Consider the following 24,295-nt stretch of genomic DNA (forward strand, 5'->3'; position numbering starts at 1 on the left):
CTATTCGTCGATCTCGGAACCCTCAGAGGTGGATACGTTCATTTCACCTCGATTGATCACTTCTTCCACGCCAAAGTCGGCACGTGTGCGTTCGAAGTAACTGATCAGCCGCAACAGGCTTTCCTCCGTAAACGGATTGCCCCTCAGCGTAATGTTCTCCGCCACTTCCACGGGCAACTCCAACAGGTCGCTGGGTACGTTGGTGATTGCGTTGCCGCTCAAGTCTGCCCAGTCCAGTTCCGCCAGTTGTAGCAGGCCATCGGGTATCTCAGTGATGCCGGTGTCGTTGAGCAGAATGGTCGCCAGGTCCGGCATCTGACTCAGGTCGGGTGTCAGCCCCAAGGGGTTGAGGCCCAGATCGAGGTATTCGAGCTGTTCCATTCCCGCCAATGCGCCGACCGACTGCACGGACAGGCCGACGCGGCAGCTGGGAATCGACAGTGACCTGAGTCGCCCCATCTTGAACACCGCATCGGGAATGTCACCGAGGTTGCAGTCGCGCAGCCTCAGGCTTCTCAGGTTCGGGAAGGATTCCAGAAAACGCCCGATGCGCGTCACGCCATCGACACTGTGCAGCTCCAGCGCCGAGACATGGCTGAAGTCAGCGCTGAGGGTCGGCAGTTCCCCGGTGATGACCGGGCGGATGGAGAGTTCATACGACGGCTCAAGCGACTCATTGAAATCATCCAGCTCGGCGTCATGCCGCCAGCAGCGTTCCAGTGCCTCTTTGAATTCATCGCGATTGGCGTGTTCGACAAACTGTTGCATGTCACTGAAGGGGTCTCCCGTCAGTGGGTGGCGCGGCGGTAGATCGGCTGTCCATGTCGTCAGATCGTTGCTCAATTGGGCCAGCTCTGCTTCCAGGTGGGTCAGCTCTGTTCGGCCCTCTTCCAGTGTGCCGGGCAGTTCGTAGACGAAATCGCTGGCCTGCTCGACTTCCATGTTCGGGTAGAGCGCCCTGGCTCGTTCGATATCCGCCTCGGGGGCATAGACGCCCAGATCGTATGAGGTTTCGAGGTAGTGCAGCTTGACGAGTTGCCGAGCGCTGTCGACGAGCGGGTTGTCCGACAGGTGCACGCCGCGCTTGTCGTAGACCACGCTGTCGAACAACCCGGAAGGCAGCTCGGTGATCCGGTTATTGATCAGCATGAGCGTATCGAGTCTGGGGTGCGTGATAGCGCTGACGGGGATTTCAGTCAGACCGGTTGCGCTCAGGTCCAGGTGCACGAGTTCGGTAAATGCGCCGACATCGGGAGCCACGTCAATCGGATTACGGAACAGGTCCAGCATCACCAGTTTGTTCAATGAGGACAGTTTCGACCACGCGTCGGCATCAATCCTGATCGCGCATTCGTTCAGCACCAATGTGTCGAGGTTGGTCATCCGTGGGATGGCGTCGGGCAGGGTGGTCAGGGAGAAGCGCCGCAAGTCGAGGCGACGAAGGTCGCTGAAATTTTGCAGGAAACCGTGAACACCTTGCTCCGCGTGACTGCCTTCGAGTGCGACCAGCGATACGTGACTGAAGTCCGCCGTCAGTACCGGCAACGCACCCAGAATCGGCTCGGCGAATCGCAGCACATAGCGGTCATTGTGCTCTGTCGATTCGAGATCCCGTTGTGTTTGCCGACGCCAGCTCTGCTGGATTTCCTGAGCCAGCAACCGGCGGTTGTGCTGCTGGGCCTGTTGTTCCAGCTCGCTCAATGGCTGTCTGGTTTCGGGGTGGACGGTGGGGGATTCCTTTATCCAGGTATCCAGGTCTTCATGCAGCCGTTCGAGTTCATTGCTCAGGCGCGAAAGCTCCACGCGAGCGCCATCGGGGTGGCGTTGCAGGCGGGCGACGACGGCGCGTAGTTCATCCTGGGGCAGGCCTGGATACACCTCGCGAACCCTGTCATTCAGTGTGGGGGTGGGGCGACCTATTCGGTTGTAACCCTCCGATCCGCCGGGCAGGCGCATGGTCGCCGGGTCATAGAAGGGTTTTCGGTTGGGATGCTTCACCAGTAGCGTGCGCAACGCGGGTTTGTTCTGCGCATGCTCGGCAATGCGTTGTTTGAGTAGCTGACCGTCTTCGGCAGAAAGACCCAATGCCGTGCGCTCAGCGTCGGGCAGTGCCTTCAGGAGGGCCTGATAAAAGTCGCCCGGCAGAGACGTGTTTTCATGGGCCCGATACGTGTGGTCCTCGGCGTATATCAGTGTCTTGAGGATGGGGGCGTCGGGCTGACCGATGCTGTCGCGCAACGCCCCCTCGTGGGAAAACTCCCTGACTTCGATGCGCAGGCGAGCAGGCCAGCCGGGCAGTGATTCAAGGCTATGCAGGGCCAGGCGATGGGTGTCCGCCGTTTCCATGCCCTGCAGATAAAACCCCTCATAGGCTCTGGCGACACGCACCGCGTCCATGGCTTTCAGCGCTACATCCTTGAGGCGCTGGGGCAAGTGGCCGTTGTGCATTTGCTTCAGTTCGGTACCGCTTGCGTTGCTCACCAATTCTTGCGCGATGTCCGTGGGCAGTCCCGGTACTTCGCCTTGCAGTAGCAGAACGTGGCGATCAGCAGTTTTTTCGAGTTCGCGGTAGCGAGACTGGAACAGCGATCTGCGCTGGTTCAGCGCCTGATAGCGGTCGGGGTGGTCACTGCCGGTCTGCTCGACCAGTGCCTGAATGTCACGGTCGATCCTGAAGCGCTTGATCGTGTCGGTCAGCAGCGAAGGTGGGCGCTGATTCTCGACATGGATCTCGCGCAACACGTTGTCGTGAAAACCGCTGATCTGCAGGAGTTGCTCACGCTCGGCAGTATTGAACGACTCGACGCTCTGGCCGAGGCGGCGCAGCACGGTTTCCCTGTCCCACGTCAGCGGTCGCTCCAGTGTGGTCTGCCAGGCACCATGGCTGTTGTGTCGCAGAGCCGGCTGATAGGCGTCGGCCCGGCGCGGGTGTTGAATCTGAAAGCGGCCAGTCTTGCTGTCCGGTTTTACCGAGTAGAGTTTGCCTTCAACGCGCGCCAGTGTTTTGCCCTCATGCTGATACAAACCGAGAGGGTCGGGGCTGGCAGCGTCCGGCAGATCAACGGACTGTTCGTAAGGCGCGAGATCCGGTTTCCAGTATCGGGGTTTGCCTGTGGCTGTCTTGATGGGTTTGAGCGGGGAAATCAGCGTCACCGCCTCGCGAGACATGAGGCCGTTGAACGCCCCGGCCGCCATGACACCGCCCACCGCGAACGTTCCGAGTTCAACTACCGTTTCGGCGATCGTCATCAAGTGTCCGAACGCTTCGGTTTTCAGGCCTTCGGCCCAGTCGATGATGCCTTCGAACGTGTCGTCGAGCACTTGGTAGGCCATGTAGGCGAGCATCAATTCGCCCAGAAACGGAACAAAGGGCAGGGCCACGAACGACGCCACTTCAAGGATCTTTTTGGCGACATTGCTGAAGGCGTCCCACGCCGCCCATCGCGCTGCTCGGTCGGCGCTGGCGGTAGAAACCGCAAGGGTGCGTGCGTCATTGAGCAGCTTGTTCAATTGCTGCTGGTAGAGGTGAGTCCACAGATCGTTTCTGATCGGGTTCACCGAGAATTGCAGGTTGGGCTTGTCGATGGGGGTGTCGCGCCAGCTCGGCAGCGGATCGCCGCGCTGGTGTTCATGCCAGGTCACGGCGTGGAGGCGACTGTTGAGGTCGGCGAAAAAGTGGCCTCGTTCCTGATGATCGATGAACCGGCTGAAGAACGCCTGGTAAGCAGGCGAGCGCAGTTTGCGGGTCAGCTCGGTCATGAACGCCAGGGTGTCGGGGTACTGTTTGAGCGGGTGTTCCGGGTCGTCGGGGATGTAGGCGATGATTCGCGAGCGTTGGGAGGTGAGTTCAAGTCTCGGCGCGAAAATGACGATGCCGGTCAGCAATGAAGACATCAGGCTCAGGTCGTGACAGTGCAGTCGCCAGTTGTCCAGCCCCACGTTTTCGCGGCCCTCGATCATGTCGAGAATCGATTGCCAGGCATCCAGCGGCAGATCGCCACGGACCTGGGCCAGGTGCAGGGCTGATAGCAGGGCGGCCTTGTGCGTCTTGATCACGCTCGACTTCAACACGGCAGCGGCTACCGGGTTGGTAAACCCCAGGTTTTCCTTGAGGTGGGCCTCGTATCGACCGCCGATATCCAGCTCCCTGCACAACCGGGTGAAGTGCTGAATGGAGAGTTGGCGCTTGATCGCCGGCAATGTATCGAATTGTCCGGTGGACGAGGGTTCGGTGATGAACGTCGAGGCAGATTCGTAAGCCTGCGCTTCGGTTTCCGAATCCTGAAAGTTGTGCAGGGCGGCGTCGAGCAGCGAGACCGTCCAGGTGCGCGCGGCACCGGTCTTGATCGGGAACCACGGAACGGTCTGCGGAATGTGCAGGCGCAGGAAGGTCGTCTTGACGTCCAGTTCCAGGCCGTACCGGGTTTTCAATGCGTCACGCAGAAGCGGTTCGGCAAAGTCCCGGGCGTTCTGCAGTTTATCCAGCATGGATTCCAGGTGGTTACGCTGGGCCAGATAGTGCGTGCTGGCCGCTTTCAATGATTGGTGCTGCTGGCGGGTTGCCTGGGCGTGCCATTCAGGGAGGTCCAGCCGCGCGCTTTTCAGCGCAGTGCGCGTAGCGGGCGATGCTGTTAATAGCCAGTCGGGCAGATTGTGGAACGCATGCTGGAAATGCGCGTCTGGCTGAGCCGTAAGCTCGGGGTCATGCTGAATCATGGCGCTAGTCCGTTAGCGTTTGGATGGAACCCAAGGAAAACAAACGATGAAGCACGGTGTGCGGTACATATTTACCGCACCGTTCGACAAGCCTGCCTATAACCTGTGCCGCCGGTTTAAACTGCGCCTTTGCGACGCTATATGTCGCATTGCCGTAAACCCGGCTGAAACCGGGGTTTGCGCTATAAGAAGTTGTCGCTTGGCGGCAAGGCCGGGCTGAAAACTGTCCTTACAATCCCCCCATCGCTCGCCAGTTTCCGGCGAGTGTTCCTCTTCAGGAGACTCCGATGTCCGTTGAGCACGCTGCGGTAGAACGCGCCGATTTCGACCAGGTAATGGTTCCCAACTATGCGCCTGCCGCCTTCATTCCTGTGCGTGGCGCCGGTTCCCGCGTATGGGACCAGTCTGGCCGCGAGCTGATCGACTTCGCCGGCGGGATTGCCGTTAACGTATTGGGCCATGCGCACCCGGCGCTGGTCGGTGCCTTGACCGAGCAGGCGAACAAGCTGTGGCACGTGTCCAACGTGTTCACCAACGAGCCTGCCCTGCGTCTGGCGCACAAGCTGATCGACGCAACCTTTGCCGAGCGTGCGTTCTTCTGCAACTCCGGCGCCGAAGCCAACGAGGCCGCTTTCAAGCTGGCCCGTCGTGTCGGCCATGATCGGTTTGGCAGCGAGAAGTACGAAATCATCGCCGCTCTCAACAGCTTCCACGGCCGTACCCTGTTCACCGTGAACGTCGGTGGCCAGTCGAAGTATTCCGACGGTTTCGGTCCGAAAATCACCGGCATCACCCATGTGCCGTACAACGATCTGGCCGCGCTGAAAGCCGCCATTTCCGACAAGACCTGCGCTGTGGTCCTGGAGCCGATCCAGGGCGAGAGCGGTGTTATCCCGGCCGAACTCGAATACCTGCAAGGCGCCCGTGACCTGTGCACCGCGCACAACGCGCTGCTGATTTTCGACGAAGTGCAGACCGGCATGGGCCGTACTGGCCATCTGTTTGCCTACCAGCATTACGGCGTGATCCCGGACATCCTGACCAGCGCGAAGAGCCTGGGCGGCGGTTTCCCGATCGCAGCCATGCTGACCACCGAAGACCTGGCCAAACACCTGGTCGTCGGCACCCACGGCACTACCTACGGCGGTAACCCGCTGGCGTGCGCCGTCGCCGAAGCGGTGATCGACGTGATCAACACCCCTGAAGTGCTGGCCGGCGTCAACGCCAAGCACGACAAGTTCAAGGCTCGCCTGGAGCAGATCGGCGAGAAATACGGCCTGTTCACCAAGGTTCGTGGCATGGGCCTGTTGATCGGTTGCGTGCTGAGCGAGGCCTGGAAAGGCAAGGCGAAGGACATTTTCAACGCCGCCGAGCGCGAAGGCCTGATGGTCCTGCAAGCCGGCCCGGACGTGGTGCGTTTTGCGCCAAGCCTGGTGGTTGAAGACGCCGATATCGATGCCGGCCTGGATCGTTTCGAGCGCGCTGCAGCAAAACTGACGCAAGCCTGATAGACCCTTCGACGCCTGATGATTTCAGGCGTCGAACCCAATTTTGATGCCGGCCCCGCTTTTCTGTAGGAGCGAAGCTTGCTCGCGAAGGTGTGTCAGTCGACATCACTGTGACTGACACACCTTCGCGAGCAAGCTTCGCTCCTACAAGGGCCGGCTTATTTTCCTCAAAGAGTATGAGAAAGGAGTGACACCATGCTGGTGATGCGCCCCGCGCAAATGGCTGATCTGGGCGAGGTACAGCGTCTGGCTGCGGACAGCCCGATTGGTGTCACTTCCTTGCCGGATGACGTTGAACGCCTGAGCGACAAGATCGCCGCGAGCGAAGCCTCGTTCGCTGCCGAAGTCAGCTTCAACGGTGAAGAGAGCTATTTCTTCGTCCTCGAAGACACGGCCACCGGCAAACTGGCCGGTTGCTCGGCCATCGTTGCCTCGGCCGGTTATTCCGAGCCGTTCTACAGCTTCCGCAATGAAACCTTCGTGCACGCTTCCCGCGAGCTGAAGATTCATAACAAGATTCACGTGCTCTCCCAGTGCCACGACCTGACCGGCAACAGCTTGCTGACCAGTTTCTACGTGCAGCGCGAGTTGGTGGGTTCGCCGTGGGCCGAGCTCAACTCCCGTGGCCGTTTGCTGTTCGTGGCCAGCCATCCGGAGCGCTTTGCCGATTCCGTGGTGACCGAGATCGTCGGTTACAGCGATGAAAATGGCGACTCGCCGTTCTGGGACGCAATCGGTCGCAACTTCTTCGACCTCAACTACGCCGAAGCCGAGCGTCTGTGCGGTCTGAAGAGCCGCACGTTCCTCGCCGAGCTGATGCCGCATTACCCGATCTACGTGCCGTTGCTGCCGGACTCCGCGCAAGAAGCGATGGGCCAGGTGCACCCACGGGCGCAGATCACTTTCGACATCCTGATGCGCGAAGGCTTCGAGACCGATCACTACATCGACATTTTCGACGGCGGCCCGACGTTGCATGCGCGTGTTTCGGGGATCCGTTCGATCGCCCAGAGCCGTGTCGTGCCGGTGAAAATCGGCGAGCCGGTCAAAGGCGCCGGTCGTCAGTACCTGGTGGCCAATGCGCAGTTGCAGGATTACCGCGCCGTGTTGCTCGAGCTCGATTACGCGCCGGGCAAGCCCGTGACCCTGGATCTGGAAGCGGCCGAAGCCCTGGGCGTCGGTGAAGGTGCAAGCGTGCGCCTGGTGGCGGTTTAACGCCTGCTTTTCAACCTAGAAAGCAGCAAGTGTTTCGCGGGTGGCGCAAGCGGCCCGTTTGAGGAGATAGCATGATCGTTCGTCCCGTACGCAGCAGCGATTTACCCGCTCTGATCGACCTGGCCCGTAGCACCGGCACCGGCCTGACCACCTTGCCGGCCAACGAAGAGCGTCTGGCCCATCGGGTCGGCTGGGCCGAGAAGACCTTTCGCGGCGAGGCCGGGCGCGGCGATGCGGACTATCTGTTCGTCCTCGAAGACGACAACGGTCGTGTGGTGGGCATTTCCGCCATTGCCGGCGCCGTCGGCCTGCGTGAGCCCTGGTACAACTTCCGGGTCGGCCTGACGGTCAGCGCTTCGCAAGAGCTGAACATCTACCGCGAAATCCCGACGTTGTTTCTGGCCAACGACCTGACCGGCAACTCGGAATTGTGCTCGTTGTTCCTGCACGCCGATTTCCGCACCGGCCTCAACGGCCGCATGCTGTCCAAGGCGCGAATGCTGTTCATCGCCGAGTTCCCGCAACTGTTCGGCAACAAGATCATTGCCGAAATGCGCGGTGTCTCCGACGAAGCAGGGCGTTCGCCGTTCTGGGAAAGCCTGGGTCGACACTTCTTCAAGATGGAATTCAGCCAGGCCGATTACCTGACCGGCGTGGGCAACAAGGCGTTCATCGCCGAACTGATGCCGAAGTTCCCGCTGTACACCTGCTTCCTGTCGCCGGATGCGCGTAACGTGATCGGTCAGGTTCACCCGGACACCGAGCCGGCGCTGGCCATGCTTAAGAGCGAAGGTTTCAGCTACCAGGGCTACGTCGACATTTTCGACGCCGGCCCGGCCATCGAATGCGAAACCGGCAAGATCCGCGCCGTGCGAGACAGTCAGGCGCTGGTGTTGGCCGTTGGCACGCCGGGTGACGACGCCACGCCATTCATCATTCACAACCGCAAGCGCGAAGACTGCCGGATCACTGCCGCTCCCGCACGTCTTGCCGCCGGTACGCTGGTAGTCGATCCGCTGACCGCCAAACGTCTTCAACTCAACGCCGGCGATCAAGTGCGCGCCGTTCCGTTGTCTGCTGCTCGGGAGTCGAAATAATGAATTCGCTATACATCGCAGGTGAATGGCTGGCCGGTCAGGGTGAAGCCTTCCAGTCGCTGAACCCGGTGACCCAGCAAGTGCTGTGGGCCGGCGAGGGCGCTACCGCCGCTCAGGTTGAGTCCGCCGTGCAAGCCGCGCGTCAGGCGTTTCCGGGTTGGGCTCGCCGTACTTTGGAAGAACGTATCTCGGTGCTGGAAGCCTTTGCTGGCGCGCTGAAAAACAACGCTGACGAACTGGCGCGTTGCATCGGTGAAGAAACCGGTAAACCGCTGTGGGAAGCGGCGACTGAAGTGACCAGCATGGTCAACAAGATTGCGATTTCGGTGCAGAGCTACCGCGAACGCACCGGCGAGAAGAGCGGCCCGCTGGGCGACGCCACCGCCGTGTTGCGCCACAAGCCACACGGCGTGGTCGCGGTGTTCGGTCCTTACAACTTCCCGGGTCACTTGCCCAACGGTCACATCGTGCCGGCGCTGCTGGCCGGTAACAGCGTGCTGTTCAAGCCGAGTGAGCTGACCCCGAAAGTCGCCGAACTGACGGTCAAGTGCTGGATCGAAGCCGGCCTGCCAGCCGGCGTGTTGAACCTGCTGCAAGGCGCTCGCGAAACCGGTATCGCCCTGGCGGCGAACCCGGGCATCGACGGTCTGTTCTTCACCGGTTCGAGCCGTACCGGCAATCACCTGCACCAGCAGTTTGCCGGTCGTCCGGACAAGATCCTCGCGCTGGAGATGGGGGGTAATAACCCGTTGGTGGTCGATGAGGTCGCTGATCTGGATGCAGCGGTGTACACCATCATTCAGTCCGCTTTCATTTCTGCCGGTCAACGTTGCACCTGTGCCCGCCGCTTGCTGGTGCCGCAGGGCGCCTGGGGCGACACGTTGCTGGCGCGTCTGGTGGCGGTCAGCTCGACGATTGAAGTCGGTGCGTTCGATCAGCAGCCCGCGCCGTTCATGGGCTCGGTGATTTCCCTTGGCGCTGCGAAAGCGCTGATGGATGCGCAGGAACATCTGCTGGCCAATGGCGCCGTGGCGTTGCTGGAAATGACTCAGCCTGAGGCACAAGCCGCGTTGCTGACCCCAGGTATTCTGGACGTGACCGCCGTTGCCGATCGTCCTGACGAAGAGCTGTTCGGCCCGTTGCTGCAAGTGATCCGCTACGCTGATTTTGAAGCGGCGATCGCTGAAGCCAACGACACCGACTATGGCCTGGCGGCCGGTTTGCTGTCGGATTCCGAAGCGCGTTATCAGCAGTTCTGGCTGGAAAGCCGTGCCGGTATCGTCAACTGGAACAAACAGCTGACCGGTGCTGCGAGCAGCGCACCGTTCGGCGGCGTCGGCGCCTCGGGCAACCACCGCGCCAGCGCCTACTACGCGGCAGATTACTGCGCGTACCCGGTGGCCTCGCTGGAAACGCCGAGCCTGACGTTGCCAGCGGCCCTCACGCCTGGCGTGAAGATGGCGTAACGGCCATTCGCGGGCAAGCCTCGCTCCTACAGGATTTGTGTCGTACATAAAATGTATGAACACCACCGAACCTGTAGGAGCGAGGCTTGCCCGCGAAGGCCGCGCCTCGGTCTCAAAGAATAGTTACTGAAGCCTATAAAAACAGATTCTCGTGGAGCCTCGCTGATGAAATCCTATGAAGTCAATTTTGACGGTCTAGTGGGGCCGACCCATAACTACGGCGGCCTGTCCTACGGCAACGTCGCGTCCCAGAGCAACAGCCAGCAGTCTTCGAACCCGAAGGAAGCCGCGCTGCAAGGCCTGGCGAAAATGAAAGCGCTGATGGAAATGGGCTTTCAACAAGGCGTTCTGGCCCCGCAAGAGCGTCCTGATGTCGCCGCCCTGCGTCGCCTGGGCTTCAGCGGCACCGACGCGCAAGTGATCGAGCAGGCGGCAAAAGACGCGATGCCGTTGCTGGTCGCCAGTTGTTCGGCGTCGAGCATGTGGGTGGCCAACGCCGCCACGGTCAGCCCGAGTGCCGACACCGCCGACGGTCGCGTGCATTTCACCGCCGCCAACCTCAACTGCAAATACCACCGCAGCATCGAGCACCCGACCACCAGCCGTGTACTGGGTGCAATGTTCGCTGATCAGAAGCACTTCGCTCACCACGCGGCGTTGCCGGCCGTGGCGCAATTCGGTGACGAAGGCGCAGCGAACCACACGCGTTTCTGCCGTGAATACGGTGAGGCCGGCGTCGAGTTCTTTGTGTTCGGTCGCAGCGCGTTCGATAACCGCTACCCGGCACCGCAGAAGTACCCGGCGCGCCAGACCCTCGAAGCCTCGCAAGCTGTCGCTCGTCTGCACGGCTTGAGCGATGACGGCGTGGTCTACGCCCAGCAGAATCCTGCGGTGATCGATCAGGGCGTGTTCCACAACGACGTGATCGCGGTGGGTAACGGCGAAGTGCTGTTCTATCACGAGGACGCGTTCCTCGACACCGAGCAGATGCTGGCCGAGCTGCAAAGCAAACTGGCCAAGGTCGGCGGCAAATTCCAGTCGGTGTGCGTACCCCGTTCGGCGGTTACCGTGGAAGACGCGGTGCGTTCCTACCTGTTCAACAGCCAGTTGCTGTCGCGTCCTGACGGCTCGATGCTGTTGATCGTGCCGGAAGAGTGCCGTGGCAACGAGCGCGTCTGGCAGTACCTGCAAAGCCTGACCAGTTCTGGCGGCCTGATCCGCGAAGTCAAAGTCTTCGATCTGAAGCAAAGCATGCAGAACGGCGGTGGCCCGGCGTGCCTGCGTTTACGCGTGGCACTGAATGAAACCGAACTGGCGGCCGTCAACCCAGGGGTTATCATGACGGCACCGTTGTACGGCACGCTGACCGAATGGGTCGAAAAGCACTACCGCGACCGCATGGCCGAAACCGACCTTGCGGACCCGCAATTGCTGCTTGAGTGCCGGACGGCACTGGATGAACTGACGCAAATCCTTAAACTGGGCGCGGTTTATCCATTCCAGATCAATTGAACGTCGAGAGCGTAAAACACATGAGCGATACCCTGCAGCTGATCCTTGAAGACACCGACGGCACGCAACTGGAAACTTCCTGCACCCGCGTCGCTGTCATTTGGCAAGGCAAAGAGCTGTGGATTCAGCACGATGGCCGCGGCCAATTGCTGATCGGCGTGGACGTCGAAGAAGGTGACGCTGAATACGCCAACCTGCTGCTGCGCCCATTGGCGACTAATCTGGTAAGTCTGCAACTGGAAATGGAACCGGCTGAAGTCGGCGACGAAGACCACGTGCACGGCCCGGATTGCGCCCACGACCACTAAGGAAACCGCTCTATGCTCGCCCTCGGCAAACTGCTTGAACTGACCCTCGCCGGCCGCGAACCGGCGGAGAAGACTCAACTGACTGTCGAAGGCGTGCGCATGCGCTGGTTGAGCGAAGGTGCGCTGGAAGTCCGGCCACCTGAGGCTCGCGACAATGGCCTGGACCTGCTGCTGTCAGCCGGGATCCATGGCAACGAAACAGCGCCGATCGAGTTGCTCGATCGTCTGTTGCATGACATCGCTCGCGGCGACTTGAAGCCGCGCGCACGTATTCTGTTCCTGTTCGGCAACCCGGAAGCGATTCGCAAGGGCGAGCGCTTTATTGAGCAGGACGTCAATCGGCTGTTCAACGGCCGTCACGAACAAACCAGCGGCTCCGAAGCCCTGCGCGCCTGTGAACTGGAGCGGCTGGCGGCCAGTTTCTTCAGCCTGCCGGATCGCGATCGTCTGCATTACGACCTGCACACCGCGATTCGTGGCTCGAAAATCGAGCAGTTTGCGTTGTATCCGTGGAAAGAAGATCGCCAGCATTCCCGTCAGGAACTGGCTCGCCTGCGCGCCGCCGGCATGGAAGCGGTGTTGCTGCAAAACAAGCCGTCCATCGTTTTCAGTTCCTACACCTACGACAAGCTGGGAGCCGAGTCTTTCACCCTGGAATTGGGCAAGGCGCGGCCGTTCGGGCAAAACGACGGGGTCAACGTCTCCCTGCTGGAAACCCGCCTTAAACAGATCATCGAAGGCACCGAGCCGGAAGTGACCGAAGAGGCGCTGAATGGGTTGCAGTTGTTCAGCGTGGCACGGGAAATCATCAAGCACAGCGATAGCTTCCGCTTGAACCTGCCGGCGGACATCGAGAATTTTTCGGAACTGGAAGTGGGTTATCTGCTGGCCGAAGACATCGCCCAGACGCGCTGGATCATCGAAGAAGAGGGCGCCCGGATCATCTTCCCGAACCCCAAGGTCAAGAACGGCCTGCGCGCCGGCATCCTGATCGTGCCGACCACCGACGAAAACCTTGCCTGACTGACGACGCTGACTCTGTAGGAGCGAGGCTTGCCCGCGAAAGCGATTCCAGATTCAGCGATGATGTTGAATGTTAAATCGCTTTCGCGGGCAAGCCTCGCTCCTACAGGGGGAGCGGTGTTTAGACGGCTACTGCACGTGGCTCGCTGCGACGCAACGCCCGAATCTTGCTCAGCGTATCCGCACACGTCTTCGCCGCTTCCTGGCCTTTGTGCACGAAATGCTCGAAGAAGAACTTCTGATGCTCTTCACCGGCATGGAAGTGGTGCGGGGTCAGGGACACCGAGAACACCGGCACTTCGGTTTCCAATTGAACCTGCATCAGGCCGCTGACCACAGACTGGGCGACGAATTCGTGACGGTAGATCCCGCCGTCCACCACCAGGGCTGCCGCGACAATACCGGCATAACGGCCGGTCTTGGCCAGCAACTTGGCGTGCAGGGGCATTTCAAAGGCGCCGCCGACTTCGAAGAAGTCGATGTCGGATTCGTGATAACCCTGAGCAATCATTTCTGCGACGAAGCCCTTACGGCTCTGATCGACGATTTCCTTGTGCCAGCAGGCCTGGATGAACGCTACGCGCTCGCCCTGATGGTGTTTGCTTTTGCTGTCGATTGCGGTGGGTTGCATGTTCTGACTCCTGTTTATGTATAAAACAGGGCATATGAATCGAATGGGATTTAAGGGTACGCACGCTCGCACGAATGCCTGCGGACGGCCCTTTGGCGCCAATCCCGTTCTCTCTTCATCCGGACTATGACCGTCGGCCCCGGGATCACACCGGGTCTGCTGACCTTGCCGTCAAACACCGCCGAAGCCGTGCCTGTCGCCAAGCGCTCGCGGGCTATGCGCATTGCGCGCAATTACCGCCGGTGGGGAGTTGCACCCCGCCCTGAGAACGTTTTGCCGACAGATTGTCTGGCGGCGCAGCGTTTTTAACACATATTTCTCAGCCGTGCATTGCTGCTATCTGATGATTGCTATCGACTTTTTCGCTCACTTGCTGCGTCTTTTCCTCGCCCAAGGGTTGATTATTCGTCGACATGACCGCAGTAACTCCATTCCGAAAGGGATTTTCCCCTGCTTACCGAGGCCAGATTCATGAGCGTTATCGATCTTCGCAGCGACACCGTCACTCAGCCGACTCCAGGGATGCTCGACGCGATGGCCAACGCGGCCACCGGTGACGACGTCTACGGTGAAGATCCGACGGTCAATCGTCTGGAAGCCGAGTTGGCGAAACGCCTGGGCTTTGCCGCGGCGCTGTTCGTGCCGACCGGCACCATGAGCAACCTGCTGGGCCTGATGGCGCACTGCGAGCGCGGTGATGAATACATCGTTGGCCAACAGGCGCACACGTATAAGTACGAAGGTGGCGGCGCGGCGGTGCTCGGGTCGATCCAGCCGCAACCGCTGGAAGTGCAGGCCGACGGCTCGCTGGACCTGGCTCAGGTGGCAGCGGCGATAAAACCGGACGATTTCCATTTCGCCCGCACCCGCTTGCTGGCGCTGGAAAACACCATGCAGGGCAAGGTGCTGCCGCTGGAGTATCTGGCCCGGGCGCGCAGTTTCACTCGCGAACACGGGTTGCAACTGCACCTCGACGGCGCTCGCCTGTACAACGCGGCAGTCAAACTGGGTGTCGATGCCCGGGAAATCACCCAGCACTTCGATTCGGTGTCAGTCTGCCTGTCCAAGGGGCTGGGCGCGCCGATTGGTTCGGTGTTGTGCGGCTCGGTCGAGTTGATCGGCAAGGCGCGCCGTCTGCGCAAGATGGTTGGCGGCGGCATGCGTCAGGCCGGGATTCTGGCGGCGGCGGGGTTGTACGCACTGGATAACAATGTCCAGCGTCTGGCGGACGATCATGCCAACGCGCAATTCCTCGCGGACGGACTGCGAAAAGCCGGTTACGAAGTCGAACCGGTGCAAACCAACATGGTTTATGTGCAGATGGGCGACAAGGCTGAGGCGATCAAGGCGTTTGCCGCTGAGCGCGGGATCAAACTCAGCGCCGCCGGTCGTCTTAGAATGGTCACGCACATGGACGTGAGCCGTGCGCAAATCGAGCAAGTCATCGCGACATTCGTCGAGTTTTCGCGCAACTGACAGCGTTAGCCGTCCAATTGACCGTTTCTATCGTATAAACACGCTGTACCCCGCGCGCTGGGCCGATATAATGCGGCCCTTTGCCGTCGCTTCGTCTGTTGACGTTTCGCACAGGCCTTTGGCCGCAGCCTCCGTGGAAGAACCTAATGAAAAGCGCAGAAATCCGTGAAGCCTTCCTTCGCTTCTTCGAAGAGCAAGGCCACACTCGTGTAGCCTCCAGCTCTTTGATTCCGGGCAACGACCCAACCCTGCTGTTCACTAACGCGGGGATGAACCAGTTCAAGGACTGTTTCCTGGGCCAGGAAAAACGTGCGTACACCCGTGCGACCAGCAGCCAGAAATGCGTGCGTGCCGGTGGCAAGAACAGTGACCTGGAAAACGTCGGTTATACCGCTCGTCACCACACCTTCTTCGAAATGCTGGGTAACTTCAGCTTCGGTGACTATTTCAAGCACGACGCAATCACCTACGCCTGGACCTTCCTGACCGGCGTCCTGAAGCTGCCCAAGGAAAAACTCTGGGTAACGGTCTACGCCTCGGATGACGAAGCCTATGACATCTGGACCCAGCAGATCGGTGTGCCGGTCGAGCGCATGATCCGCATCGGCGACAACAAAGGCGCGCCTTACGCCTCCGACAACTTCTGGACCATGGGCGATACCGGCCCGTGCGGTCCTTGCACCGAGATTTTCTACGATCACGGCGCCGACATCTGGGGCGGCCCACCGGGCTCGCCGGAAGAAGACGGCGACCGTTACATCGAGATCTGGAACAACGTGTTCATGCAGTTCAACCGCACCGCCGATGGCGTGTTGCATCCGCTGCCAGCACCGTCGGTCGACACCGGCATGGGCCTGGAGCGGATCAGTGCGGTGATGCAGCACGTTCATTCCAACTATGAAATCGACCTGTTCAAGAACCTGCTGAGCGCATCGGCCAAGGCCATTGGCTGCACCAATGACGATCAGTCTTCGCTGAAGGTTGTGTCCGACCATATCCGTTCGTGCGGTTTCCTGATTGCCGACGGCGTGCTGCCGTCCAACGAAGGTCGTGGCTACGTGCTGCGCCGGATCATTCGACGTGCGTGCCGTCACGGTAACAAGCTGGGCGCGACCGGCAGCTTCTTCTACAAGATCGTCGCGGCGCTGGTTGCCGAGATGGGTGAAGCCTTCCCGGAACTGCAGAAGCAACAGGCCAACATCGAGCGCGTGCTCAAGGCCGAAGAAGAGCAGTTCTCCAAGACCCTGGAGCACGGCCTGAAAATTCTCGAGCAGGATCTGCTGGAACTCAAAGGCACCGTGGTGCCGGGCGACGTAGTGTTCAAACTCTACGACACCTACGGTTTCCCGATGGACCTGACCGCGGACATCGCTCGCGAGCGCAACCTGACCGTCGACGAAGCCGGCTTCGAACGCGAAATGGAAGCCCAGCGCGTCCGTGCCCGTTCCGCCAGTTCGTTCGGTCTGGACTACAACACGCTGGTCAAGGTTGACGTCGCCACCGAATTCACCGGCTACAAGGCCACCAGTGGTTCGGCGAAAATTGTCGCTATCTATAAAGAAGGCAAGTCCGTCGACGTCTTGAGTGAAGGCGAAGAGGGCGTGATCGTTCTCGATCAGACCCCGTTCTACGCTGAATCCGGCGGTCAGGTTGGCGACTGCGGTTACCTGCAATCGAACATCGGCCGTTTCGACGTGCGCGACACCACCAAGACCGGTGGCGCGTTCCTGCACCACGGTGTGCAGGCATTGGGCAGCCTGACTATCGGTTCGCCGGTCGAGACCCACGTCGAAGCCGACGTGCGCCACGCGACATCGCTGAACCACTCGGCCACTCACTTGCTGCACGCGGCATTGCGTCAGGTGCTGGGCGATCACGTTCAGCAGAAAGGTTCGTTGGTCGACAGTCAGCGCCTGCGCTTTGACTTCAGCCACTTCGAAGCCATCAAGCCTGAGCAACTGAAGGCGCTGGAAGACATCGTCAACGCCGAGATTCGCAAGAACACGGCTGTTGAAACCGAAGAAACCGATATCGAAACCGCCAAGCAAAAAGGCGCCATGGCGCTGTTTGGCGAGAAATATGGCGACAACGTGCGCGTACTGAGCATGGGCGGCGATTTCTCCGTCGAGCTGTGCGGCGGGATCCACGCCAACCGTACCGGCGACATCGGCCTGCTGAAAATCATCAGCGAAGGCGGTGTGGCTTCCGGTGTGCGTCGTATCGAAGCGGTCACCGGCGCTGCAGCGCTGGCATACTTGAACGCTGCCGAAGAACAACTCAAGGAAGCGGCCAACCTGGTCAAGGGCAGCCGCGACAACCTGATCGACAAGCTGTCGGCTGTGCTGGAGCGCAACCGTCTGCTGGAGAAGCAACTCGAGCAGTTGCAGGCCAAGGCTGCCAGCGCGGCGGGCGACGATCTGTCGGCTTCCGCCCTGGACGTCAAAGGCGTGAAAGTACTGGCCGTGCGTCTGGACGGTCAGGACGGCAAGGCGCTGCTGGCGCTGGTCGATCAACTGAAAAACAAACTCGGCCGCGCAGTGATCCTGCTCGGCAGTGTCCATGAGGAAAAGGTCGTTCTGGTTGCAGGCGTAACCAAAGACCTGACTGGCCAACTCAAAGCCGGTGATTTGATGAAGCAAGCCGCTGCGGCAGTGGGCGGGAAGGGCGGTGGTCGTCCAGACATGGCGCAGGGCGGTGGTACTGACGCTGGCGCACTGGATGCGGCATTGGCCCTGACTGTTCCATTTGTAGAGCAGGGTTTATAAGGCAGTGTGTCCGGCCCACAGTCTAGTGGTGGGCCGGAACGCTGTTTGAGTGATTATTTGGGCGCCCTTCATGGGCAGAGGCGGCTTTGAAATGGCTTTGATCGTACAGAAATTTGGAGGCACCTCGGTCGGCACTGTCGAGAGAATCGAGCAGGTCGCCGACAAGGTTAAGAAATTCCGCGATGCCGGCGATGACCTGGTGGTTGTGCTGTCTGCAATGAGCGGCGAAACCAACCGTCTGATCGATCTGGCCAAGCAAATCAGTGGCGACGGCCAGCCGGTTCCGCGTGAGCTGGATGTGATCGTCTCCACCGGTGAGCAGGTGACGATTGCCCTGTTGGCCATGGCGCTGATCAAGCGCGGCGTGCCAGCGGTGTCCTACACCGGCAACCAGGTACGGATTCTGACGGATAGCGCGCACAATAAAGCGCGTATCTTGCAGATTGATGACCAGAAGATTCGCGGTGATCTGAAAGCAGGTCGTGTGGTGGTTGTCGCCGGTTTCCAGGGCGTCGACGAGCACGGCAACATCACCACCCTAGGTCGTGGCGGTTCCGACACCACCGGCGTGGCGCTGGCGGCAGCCTTGAAGGCTGACGAATGCCAGATCTACACCGACGTCGACGGCGTCTACACCACCGACCCGCGTGTGGTGTCCGTGGCCCAGCGCCTGGACAAGATTACCTTCGAAGAGATGCTGGAAATGGCCAGCCTCGGTTCCAAGGTGTTGCAGATCCGTGCGGTGGAATTCGCCGGCAAGTACAACGTTCCGCTGCGCGTACTGCACAGCTTCAAGGAGGGTCCGGGCACCCTCATTACTATTGATGAAGAGGAAACCATGGAACAGCCGATCATTTCCGGCATCGCTTTCAACCGCGATGAAGCCAAGCTGACCATCCGTGGCGTGCCAGACACCCCGGGCGTTGCATTCAAGATTCTCGGCCCGATCAGCGCCGCGAACATCGAAGTCGACATGATCGTGCAGAACGTTGCGCACGATAACACCACCGACTTCACCTTCACCGTACACCGCAACGACTTCCAGGCCGCGCAAACCGTGCTGGAAAACACCGCTCGCGAGATCGGTGCCCGTGAAGTCGTTGGCGACATCAAGATCGCCAAGGTCTCGATCGTCGGTGTCGGCATGCGCTCCCACGCAGGTGTGGCCAGCCGCATGTTCGAATCCCTGGCGAAAGAAAGCATCAACATCCAGATGATCTCGACTTCGGAAATCAAGGTTTCCGTGGTGATCGAAGAGAAGTACCTGGAACTGGCCGTGCGCGCCCTGCACACGGCTTTCGAACTGGACGCGCCGGCCCGAACGGGCGAGTGATGCGTTTGCCGAAGGGCGCGGTCTGACCGCGCCCTTTTGTTTTTTTGAATGGTGCGGCCCGAAGCTGTTCTTTTGCCCGCGCTGGTCAATACTCAGGCATGTAGGGCTGCGATCTTTCAGGTTGTAGGTCGAGTGCCTTTTTTTTGCAGACTGTTGTCCCTGAAATGAAATGCGTGAGGAGAAAGGTATGCTGATTCTGACTCGTCGGTGCGCAGAAAGCCTGATTATTGGTGATGGAGAAATCACCGTGACCGTGCTCGGCGTTAAAGGAAATCAAGTGCGTATCGGTGTCAACGCCCCGAAAGAGGTTGCGGTCCACCGTGAGGAAATTTACCTGCGTATAAAGAAAGAGAAGGACGAAGAACCAAGCCATTAATTTTTATCGTTTTTTATGTTTGCAAACGGGGAAGAAGCTGGTTAATATACGCCCCGTGTTGCGGAGAGCTGGCCGAGTGGCCGAAGGCGCTCCCCTGCTAAGGGAGTACACCTCAAAAGGGTGTCGGGGGTTCGAATCCCCCGTTCTCCGCCATTATTTGCGTAGTACGTTGTAATCTGGCTTCTTCGGTAAGTTGTTGAAATTACTAGAAAAAAGCGCTTTACAAAAAGATTCGACGGCCTATAATGCGCGGCAACAAATGCACTCGTAGCTCAGCTGGATAGAGTACTCGGCTACGAACCGAGCGGTCACAGGTTCGAATCCTGTCGAGTGCACCATTTAAGAGTTGTTTGCAGTGATGTGAGCTACTCTGTTTCAACCAGTTGTGATCTGGTCTAAAAACACAAATTGCACTCGTAGCTCAGCTGGATAGAGTACTCGGCTACGAACCGAGCGGTCACAGGTTCGAATCCTGTCGAGTGCACCAAACAACAAAAAGCCCGCGTTTAACGCGGGCTTTTTGCCGTCTGGGATTTGGCTTTTCCTCTGGTACAACCTCTCTCATCGAATTCGACGTGTGCGCTACGACCTCGCTTGGTGTCGTATCGGTAGCTCGTGGCCGAATTCCGAATACTGATCTTGTCTGGCTTGCCGAGGGCGCTTTCGACGTCTTGCCGGGTCATGCCGGCGACAATCCGTTGATTGATGATTGCTTCCCTGCGTTCCCTGGCATCGATCTGGTTTCCACAGTTGTCTTCTGTCTGGCCGACGACCGTTGGCTCCCTCCTTTTGATATTCATACGTGATGTTTCACGAAAGTCCGCTTCCGGCATCAGCGACACCGTGCTGCCGGGGGTAAACGTGCGCACTTCCTGGAGCGAAAGGCTTTCCCCGGTCGTACAACTCAGCGTGGTGAAGGTGATGCGGCCGTTTGCTGCCTCGCAGCGGTGAACGGTTGAGGCAAGTGCCACGGGCGGCAGGCAGAGCAGGGCGATCAGCAGAAAATAACAGGCATTCAATGGCATCAAACGTCCTCCATGACGGTCTGACTCAAGGGTAGCCGCTACATTTTTCAGCGCTGGTGTGTTTTCTTTTCAGAATGAGTCGTCGCATTTTCACGGATCAGGACGGCGCTCAGGTTTGTCTCGCAAGCGCTTGTTTCAGCCGCGATTTTTTAACATTTAAAACCGTTGGGCGGTGTATCATTGCGCCCGTCAGCCCCGCCGGGGCTTGTGGAATACCTCCATGGACTTACCCAGTAGTAATTCAGTAAACCGCTTTTCCAATCATGAATTGACTGATTGATCCTTCCGGCGTGCCCCGCTGCTGGGAGTGGAGTTCGCCTATGTCCGAAGTTGAAGTAAAGAAAACGCAAGAAAGCCTGCAGGACCGCCTCGCTCAAGTGATTGAGCTGTTGCAGCGTCAGCGGGTGGTCGAAGACCTGACTCATCGCCAGGAAGGTCCGCATCACGACCGGGTTGAAAACCTGGTTCACCGGCAAAACCTCGTCGAGCTGCAACGCAAGCTCGATGACCTGCACTCCGCCGACGTTGCCTACATCCTTGAAGCCTTGCCGCTGGACGATCGTCTGACGCTCTGGCAATTGGTCAAGGCTGACCGCGACGGCGACATCCTGCTCGAAGTGTCCGACTCGGTACGTGAAACCCTGATCGCCGACATGGACGATCATGAGCTCCTGGCGGCGGCCAAGGACATGGATGCCGACGAACTGGCTGACCTGGCCTCCGAGCTGCCGCGAGACGTCGTCCACGAGCTGATGGAAACCCTCGACGGTCAACAGCGTGAGCGCGTCCGCTCCGCATTGTCCTATGACGAGGAGCAGGTCGGTGCGTTGATGGACTTCGAGATGGTGACGATCCGTGAGGACGTCAGTCTCGAGGTGGTTTTGCGCTACCTGCGTCGGCTCAAGGAGCTACCGGGTCACACCGACAAACTGTTCGTGGTCGATTACGACGGCGTGCTCAAGGGCGTGCTGCCGATCAAGCGTTTGCTGGTCAACGACCCGGAAAAACAGGTTTCGGAAGTGATGGCTAGCGACCCGGTGAGTTTTCACCCGGACGAAGACGCCTACGATGCCGCACAAGCGTTCGAACGTTACGACTTGATCTCGGCCCCGGTGGTCGACAAGAACGGCAAGCTGATCGGCCGTCTGACCATCGATGAAATGGTCGACCTGATTCGTGAAGAGAGCGAAAACGAAGTTCTCAACATGGCGGGTCTGCGTGAAGAGGAAGATATTTTCGCGTCAGTCTGGAAATCCCTGCGCAACCGCTGGGCCTGGCTGGCAATCAACCTGATTACCGCCTTTATTGCCTCTCGCGTGATCGGATTGTTCGAAGGTTCGATCGAGAAACTGGTGGCGCTCGCGGCCTTGATGCCGATCGTGGCGGGCATCGGTGGCAACTCGGGTAACCAGACCATCACCATGATCGTTCGCGCCATGGCGCTGGACCAGGTGAGTACCGGCAATACCTCGCGTCTGATGCGCAAGGAGCTGGCCGTCGGTTTGATCAACGGTTTGGTGTGGGGTGGGGTGATTGGTGCGGTGGCCTACCTGCTTTACGGCAGTTGGTCCCTTGGTGTGGTGATGACCGCTGCCATGACGCTCAACCTGTTGCTCGCGGCGTTGATGGGGGTGTTGATCCCCATGACCCTGGCGAAGATGGGGCGCGATCCGGCGATGGGCGCCAGCGTGATGATTACGGCCATGACCGACAGTGGTGGTTTCTTCATCTTCCTCGGGCTGGCCACTATTTTCCTGCTTTGATTACCCTCTGCCTGCAGCCCGCAAATCGACTCGTAGGAGCCAGGCTTGCCGGCGAAGGCGATCTCAGGGCCGCCTTCGCCGGCAAGCCTGGCTCCTACAAAAGCAATTAGCCCGCCAATCGGCGGGTTTTTTTGTGCCTGAATTTCAGGCAAAAAAAAGCCAGCGATTAAGCTGGCTTGAGTGTTCGGATGAATCAGGAGGCGTCTGCGGCCATTTCGGCGTCGTGGGCAATCAGCGAAACGAGTGCGTTCTGCTGACGGTGGGAGAGTTGGCGGAAGCGCTGCAGCAGTTCGCGTTCGTGCAGTGACAGCTCCGGGCTGTCCAGTCGCATGCTCAACTCTTCACCCAGTGCGCCTTCCTGAATGAGACTCTGCTCAAGGCGCGCAATGATTTCGGAGTTCATGCTGCGATGATGATTGCGAGCCACCTCGGCAATGCGTTCACGCATTCCGTCTGGCAGACGTACGACGAACTTGTCAGCCGTACGGCTGGAATAAATTGCCTGTTTCAATGGGCGCATATATTTAACCGGTTAGTTCAGGGGAGCGGTTCTCGGGATTGGCCGCGCGATGTCTGATAGGACAAGGACTCTGGCCAAATGTTCAACCTGAATTGATAGAGGCTCGCATCATGCCTCAAAGAAGCCAGATCATTGGCGTCAATTCTGTGACAAATATTGAACTGGATAAAGGCGTTATGCCAGCACCAATTATCAGAAATGCGGACTGGTTTGAAAAGACTACCCACATCCGTATCGCTGGCCGCGTCCTATTGCACGACAGCAGATGTCCTGGGACGCCTGAAGGTGCATGCTGTGCGGATTTCGATCACGATTCCTTACTTCGTACAGAATAGTGGCAATTGGCCGATTTACTAGTGGCAACCACGACATGGGGGGCTAATTCAGGATGGATGGCAGACTGATTTACCTGATGGGGCCTTCCGGATCCGGCAAGGACAGTCTCATCGAGGCTGCTCGCGAGCCTTTGCAGGCAATCAACTGCGAAGTGGTGCGTCGGGTCATTACGCGTTCAGCTGAATCCGTGGGCGAGGATGCCATCGGTGTTTCCCGTGAAGAGTTCGCGCGCCGCAAAGAAAAGGGCGACTTTGCGCTGTGCTGGCATGCCAATGGCCTGGATTACGGTATTCCCGTCGTGATCGATCAATGGCTCAAGGAGGGCAGGGATGTCCTGATCAACGGCTCCCGCGGGCACTTGGCCCAGGCGCTGCGCCGCTATCCGGCGCTGGTGCCGATTCTGTTGACGGTCAAGGAGGATGTGCTGCGAGAGCGCTTGCTGCGGCGGGGGCGTGAAAGTCTGGCGGAGATTGAGGCGAGATTGCGCAGAAATGAACTGTTCACGGCTGACGCCTCAGTCGGTGAGACGCTAATCCACCGACTCGACAATTCAGGCGAACTATCGGACACAGTGGCCGGCCTGTTGAAGCTGCTACAAGTCAGCGCAACACCGGATCAAACTTGATCTTGCGGCCAGCGACCAGCGCCAGTACGAACAACGCACTGAAAATGCCGCAGGCAATCAACGGCAGGGTGATGATTGCGTCCTCTACCAGTGATAAATGAAGAATGCCGCTGAGCAGGGCGAGGACGAAAAATCCTGCGGCTGATTTGGACATGCTGTGCTCCTGATGGGTTGTTCAAAATACCAGGCGTTCTGAAGACTGCGCTGGCAGCAGGACATTTTCCTGACTCACTTCTTGACCGACAAAACCCTGCTGATTACCCAACACCGCCAATTGAGGTGCCTTCTGTACCTGGAGGTAATGAGGCATTCGTTGGGCAACCGGCTCGGCACCGCTCTGCGGGGCAAAATGAAAACCCAAAAAAATCGCCAGAGCGATCGCGTTCGAGAGTAAAAGGGCGCGGTTCATGAGGGCTGACCTCCGTTGTTCTTTGAGAACAGCTGAAGCAGCCGACGTGCCAAGAGTCTAACGGCTATTAAATCCTTTAAAAACAAAGAATTAAGATAATCGTGCAAGGTGGTCTCATTGCAATTTGCAATGATGGCTTTTTGCGGTGATGCAATTTGCACGGTCAACAAATCCCGTGCTGTAGAGGGGCA

19 protein-coding genes, 3 tRNA genes and 1 riboswitch are annotated in these 24,295 nt (G+C 59.1%); of the genes, 16 read left to right on the forward strand and 6 right to left on the reverse strand.

Features of this window, described 5'->3' with window-relative positions:
• On the reverse strand, positions 1-4,716 hold the full coding sequence (locus ACM6IO_RS27295; RefSeq protein WP_414912585.1) for a dermonecrotic toxin domain-containing protein: 4,716 nt from the start codon (positions 4,714-4,716) through the stop codon (positions 1-3).
• A gap of 287 nt (positions 4,717-5,003) precedes the next feature.
• On the opposite strand from ACM6IO_RS27295, the gene ACM6IO_RS27300 reads away from it, so the two are divergent.
• The 7 genes from ACM6IO_RS27300 (at position 5,004) to astE (ending at position 12,845) form a co-directional block, all read left to right on the forward strand.
• The gene (locus tag ACM6IO_RS27300) at positions 5,004-6,224 is read left to right on the forward strand and encodes an aspartate aminotransferase family protein (protein WP_008033117.1); all 1,221 of its coding nucleotides are present in this window, start codon (positions 5,004-5,006) and stop codon (positions 6,222-6,224) included.
• A gap of 195 nt (positions 6,225-6,419) precedes the next feature.
• Positions 6,420-7,439 (forward strand): arginine/ornithine succinyltransferase subunit alpha, encoded by a 1,020-nt coding sequence (gene aruF, locus ACM6IO_RS27305; RefSeq protein ID WP_008033116.1) that lies wholly within the window; start codon positions 6,420-6,422, stop codon positions 7,437-7,439.
• Positions 7,440-7,510: 71 nt separating this feature from the next.
• The gene (astA, locus tag ACM6IO_RS27310; RefSeq protein WP_207285408.1) at positions 7,511-8,536 is read left to right on the forward strand and encodes an arginine N-succinyltransferase; all 1,026 of its coding nucleotides are present in this window, start codon (positions 7,511-7,513) and stop codon (positions 8,534-8,536) included.
• Entirely contained in the window at positions 8,533-10,002 is a 1,470-nt protein-coding gene (astD, locus tag ACM6IO_RS27315) for a succinylglutamate-semialdehyde dehydrogenase (RefSeq protein ID WP_192227969.1), read from the forward strand. The genes astA and astD overlap by 4 nt, the downstream gene beginning before the upstream one ends.
• 165 nt (positions 10,003-10,167) lie before the next feature.
• Positions 10,168-11,514 (forward strand): N-succinylarginine dihydrolase, encoded by a 1,347-nt coding sequence (astB, locus tag ACM6IO_RS27320; protein WP_008033110.1) that lies wholly within the window; start codon positions 10,168-10,170, stop codon positions 11,512-11,514.
• Positions 11,515-11,534: 20 nt separating this feature from the next.
• Positions 11,535-11,822, forward strand: a complete 288-nt coding sequence (locus ACM6IO_RS27325) for a hypothetical protein (protein WP_008033108.1) — start codon at positions 11,535-11,537, stop codon at positions 11,820-11,822.
• A gap of 12 nt (positions 11,823-11,834) precedes the next feature.
• Positions 11,835-12,845: a succinylglutamate desuccinylase gene (gene astE / locus ACM6IO_RS27330; RefSeq protein WP_414912586.1), complete on the forward strand. Its 1,011-nt coding sequence runs from the start codon at positions 11,835-11,837 to the stop codon at positions 12,843-12,845.
• A gap of 121 nt (positions 12,846-12,966) precedes the next feature.
• On the opposite strand, the gene ACM6IO_RS27335 is transcribed toward astE, so the two are convergent.
• The gene (locus ACM6IO_RS27335; RefSeq protein WP_192227960.1) at positions 12,967-13,476 is read right to left on the reverse strand and encodes a 6,7-dimethyl-8-ribityllumazine synthase; all 510 of its coding nucleotides are present in this window, start codon (positions 13,474-13,476) and stop codon (positions 12,967-12,969) included.
• Positions 13,477-13,578: 102 nt separating this feature from the next.
• Positions 13,579-13,750: riboswitch (FMN riboswitch) on the reverse strand.
• 197 nt (positions 13,751-13,947) lie between these two features.
• On the opposite strand from ACM6IO_RS27335, the gene ltaE reads away from it, so the two are divergent.
• The 7 genes from ltaE (at position 13,948) to ACM6IO_RS27370 (ending at position 19,913) form a co-directional block, all read left to right on the forward strand.
• On the forward strand, positions 13,948-14,952 hold the full coding sequence (ltaE, locus tag ACM6IO_RS27340; protein WP_008038459.1) for a low-specificity L-threonine aldolase: 1,005 nt from the start codon (positions 13,948-13,950) through the stop codon (positions 14,950-14,952).
• Positions 14,953-15,098: 146 nt separating this feature from the next.
• Positions 15,099-17,717: an alanine--tRNA ligase gene (alaS, locus tag ACM6IO_RS27345; RefSeq protein ID WP_008038457.1), complete on the forward strand. Its 2,619-nt coding sequence runs from the start codon at positions 15,099-15,101 to the stop codon at positions 17,715-17,717.
• Positions 17,718-17,808: 91 nt separating this feature from the next.
• Positions 17,809-19,050, forward strand: coding sequence for an aspartate kinase (locus ACM6IO_RS27350; RefSeq protein WP_008033100.1), 1,242 nt, complete (start codon positions 17,809-17,811; stop codon positions 19,048-19,050).
• A gap of 187 nt (positions 19,051-19,237) precedes the next feature.
• The gene (csrA, locus tag ACM6IO_RS27355; protein WP_002554426.1) at positions 19,238-19,426 is read left to right on the forward strand and encodes a carbon storage regulator CsrA; all 189 of its coding nucleotides are present in this window, start codon (positions 19,238-19,240) and stop codon (positions 19,424-19,426) included.
• A 62-nt stretch (positions 19,427-19,488) separates the two neighbouring features.
• A tRNA-Ser gene (locus ACM6IO_RS27360) sits at positions 19,489-19,579 on the forward strand.
• Between the two features lie 108 nt (positions 19,580-19,687).
• Positions 19,688-19,764, forward strand: a tRNA-Arg gene (locus ACM6IO_RS27365).
• Positions 19,765-19,836: 72 nt separating this feature from the next.
• A tRNA-Arg gene (locus ACM6IO_RS27370) sits at positions 19,837-19,913 on the forward strand.
• 19 nt (positions 19,914-19,932) lie between these two features.
• Here the strand turns inward: ACM6IO_RS27370 and ACM6IO_RS27375 are convergent.
• Positions 19,933-20,451, reverse strand: a complete 519-nt coding sequence (locus tag ACM6IO_RS27375) for a cell envelope protein SmpA (RefSeq protein WP_414912587.1) — start codon at positions 20,449-20,451, stop codon at positions 19,933-19,935.
• Between the two features lie 320 nt (positions 20,452-20,771).
• Between ACM6IO_RS27375 and mgtE the strand changes: the two genes are divergently transcribed.
• Positions 20,772-22,214, forward strand: a complete 1,443-nt coding sequence (mgtE, locus tag ACM6IO_RS27380) for a magnesium transporter (protein ID WP_008033095.1) — start codon at positions 20,772-20,774, stop codon at positions 22,212-22,214.
• A 193-nt stretch (positions 22,215-22,407) separates the two neighbouring features.
• Here the strand turns inward: mgtE and ACM6IO_RS27385 are convergent, their stop codons facing one another.
• Entirely contained in the window at positions 22,408-22,734 is a 327-nt protein-coding gene (locus tag ACM6IO_RS27385; protein WP_003178899.1) for an Arc family DNA-binding protein, read from the reverse strand.
• 388 nt (positions 22,735-23,122) lie between these two features.
• Here ACM6IO_RS27385 and phnN point away from each other — a divergent pair, with 388 nt between their 5' ends.
• On the forward strand, positions 23,123-23,695 hold the full coding sequence (phnN, locus tag ACM6IO_RS27390; protein WP_223481542.1) for a phosphonate metabolism protein/1,5-bisphosphokinase (PRPP-forming) PhnN: 573 nt from the start codon (positions 23,123-23,125) through the stop codon (positions 23,693-23,695).
• Here phnN and ACM6IO_RS27395 read toward each other — a convergent pair.
• A complete protein-coding gene (locus ACM6IO_RS27395; RefSeq protein WP_223481541.1) occupies positions 23,670-23,849 on the reverse strand; it encodes a PA3371 family protein in 180 nt (59 codons plus the stop codon). The genes phnN and ACM6IO_RS27395 overlap by 26 nt on opposite strands.
• A 21-nt stretch (positions 23,850-23,870) precedes the next feature.
• The gene (locus ACM6IO_RS27400; protein ID WP_008038450.1) at positions 23,871-24,104 is read right to left on the reverse strand and encodes a hypothetical protein; all 234 of its coding nucleotides are present in this window, start codon (positions 24,102-24,104) and stop codon (positions 23,871-23,873) included.
• Between the last annotated feature and the right edge of the window lie 191 nt (positions 24,105-24,295).

The sequence above is a fragment of the Pseudomonas sp. IT-P44 genome, assembly GCF_949768225.1.
Taxonomy (GTDB): Bacteria; Pseudomonadota; Gammaproteobacteria; order Pseudomonadales; family Pseudomonadaceae; genus Aquipseudomonas; species Aquipseudomonas migulae.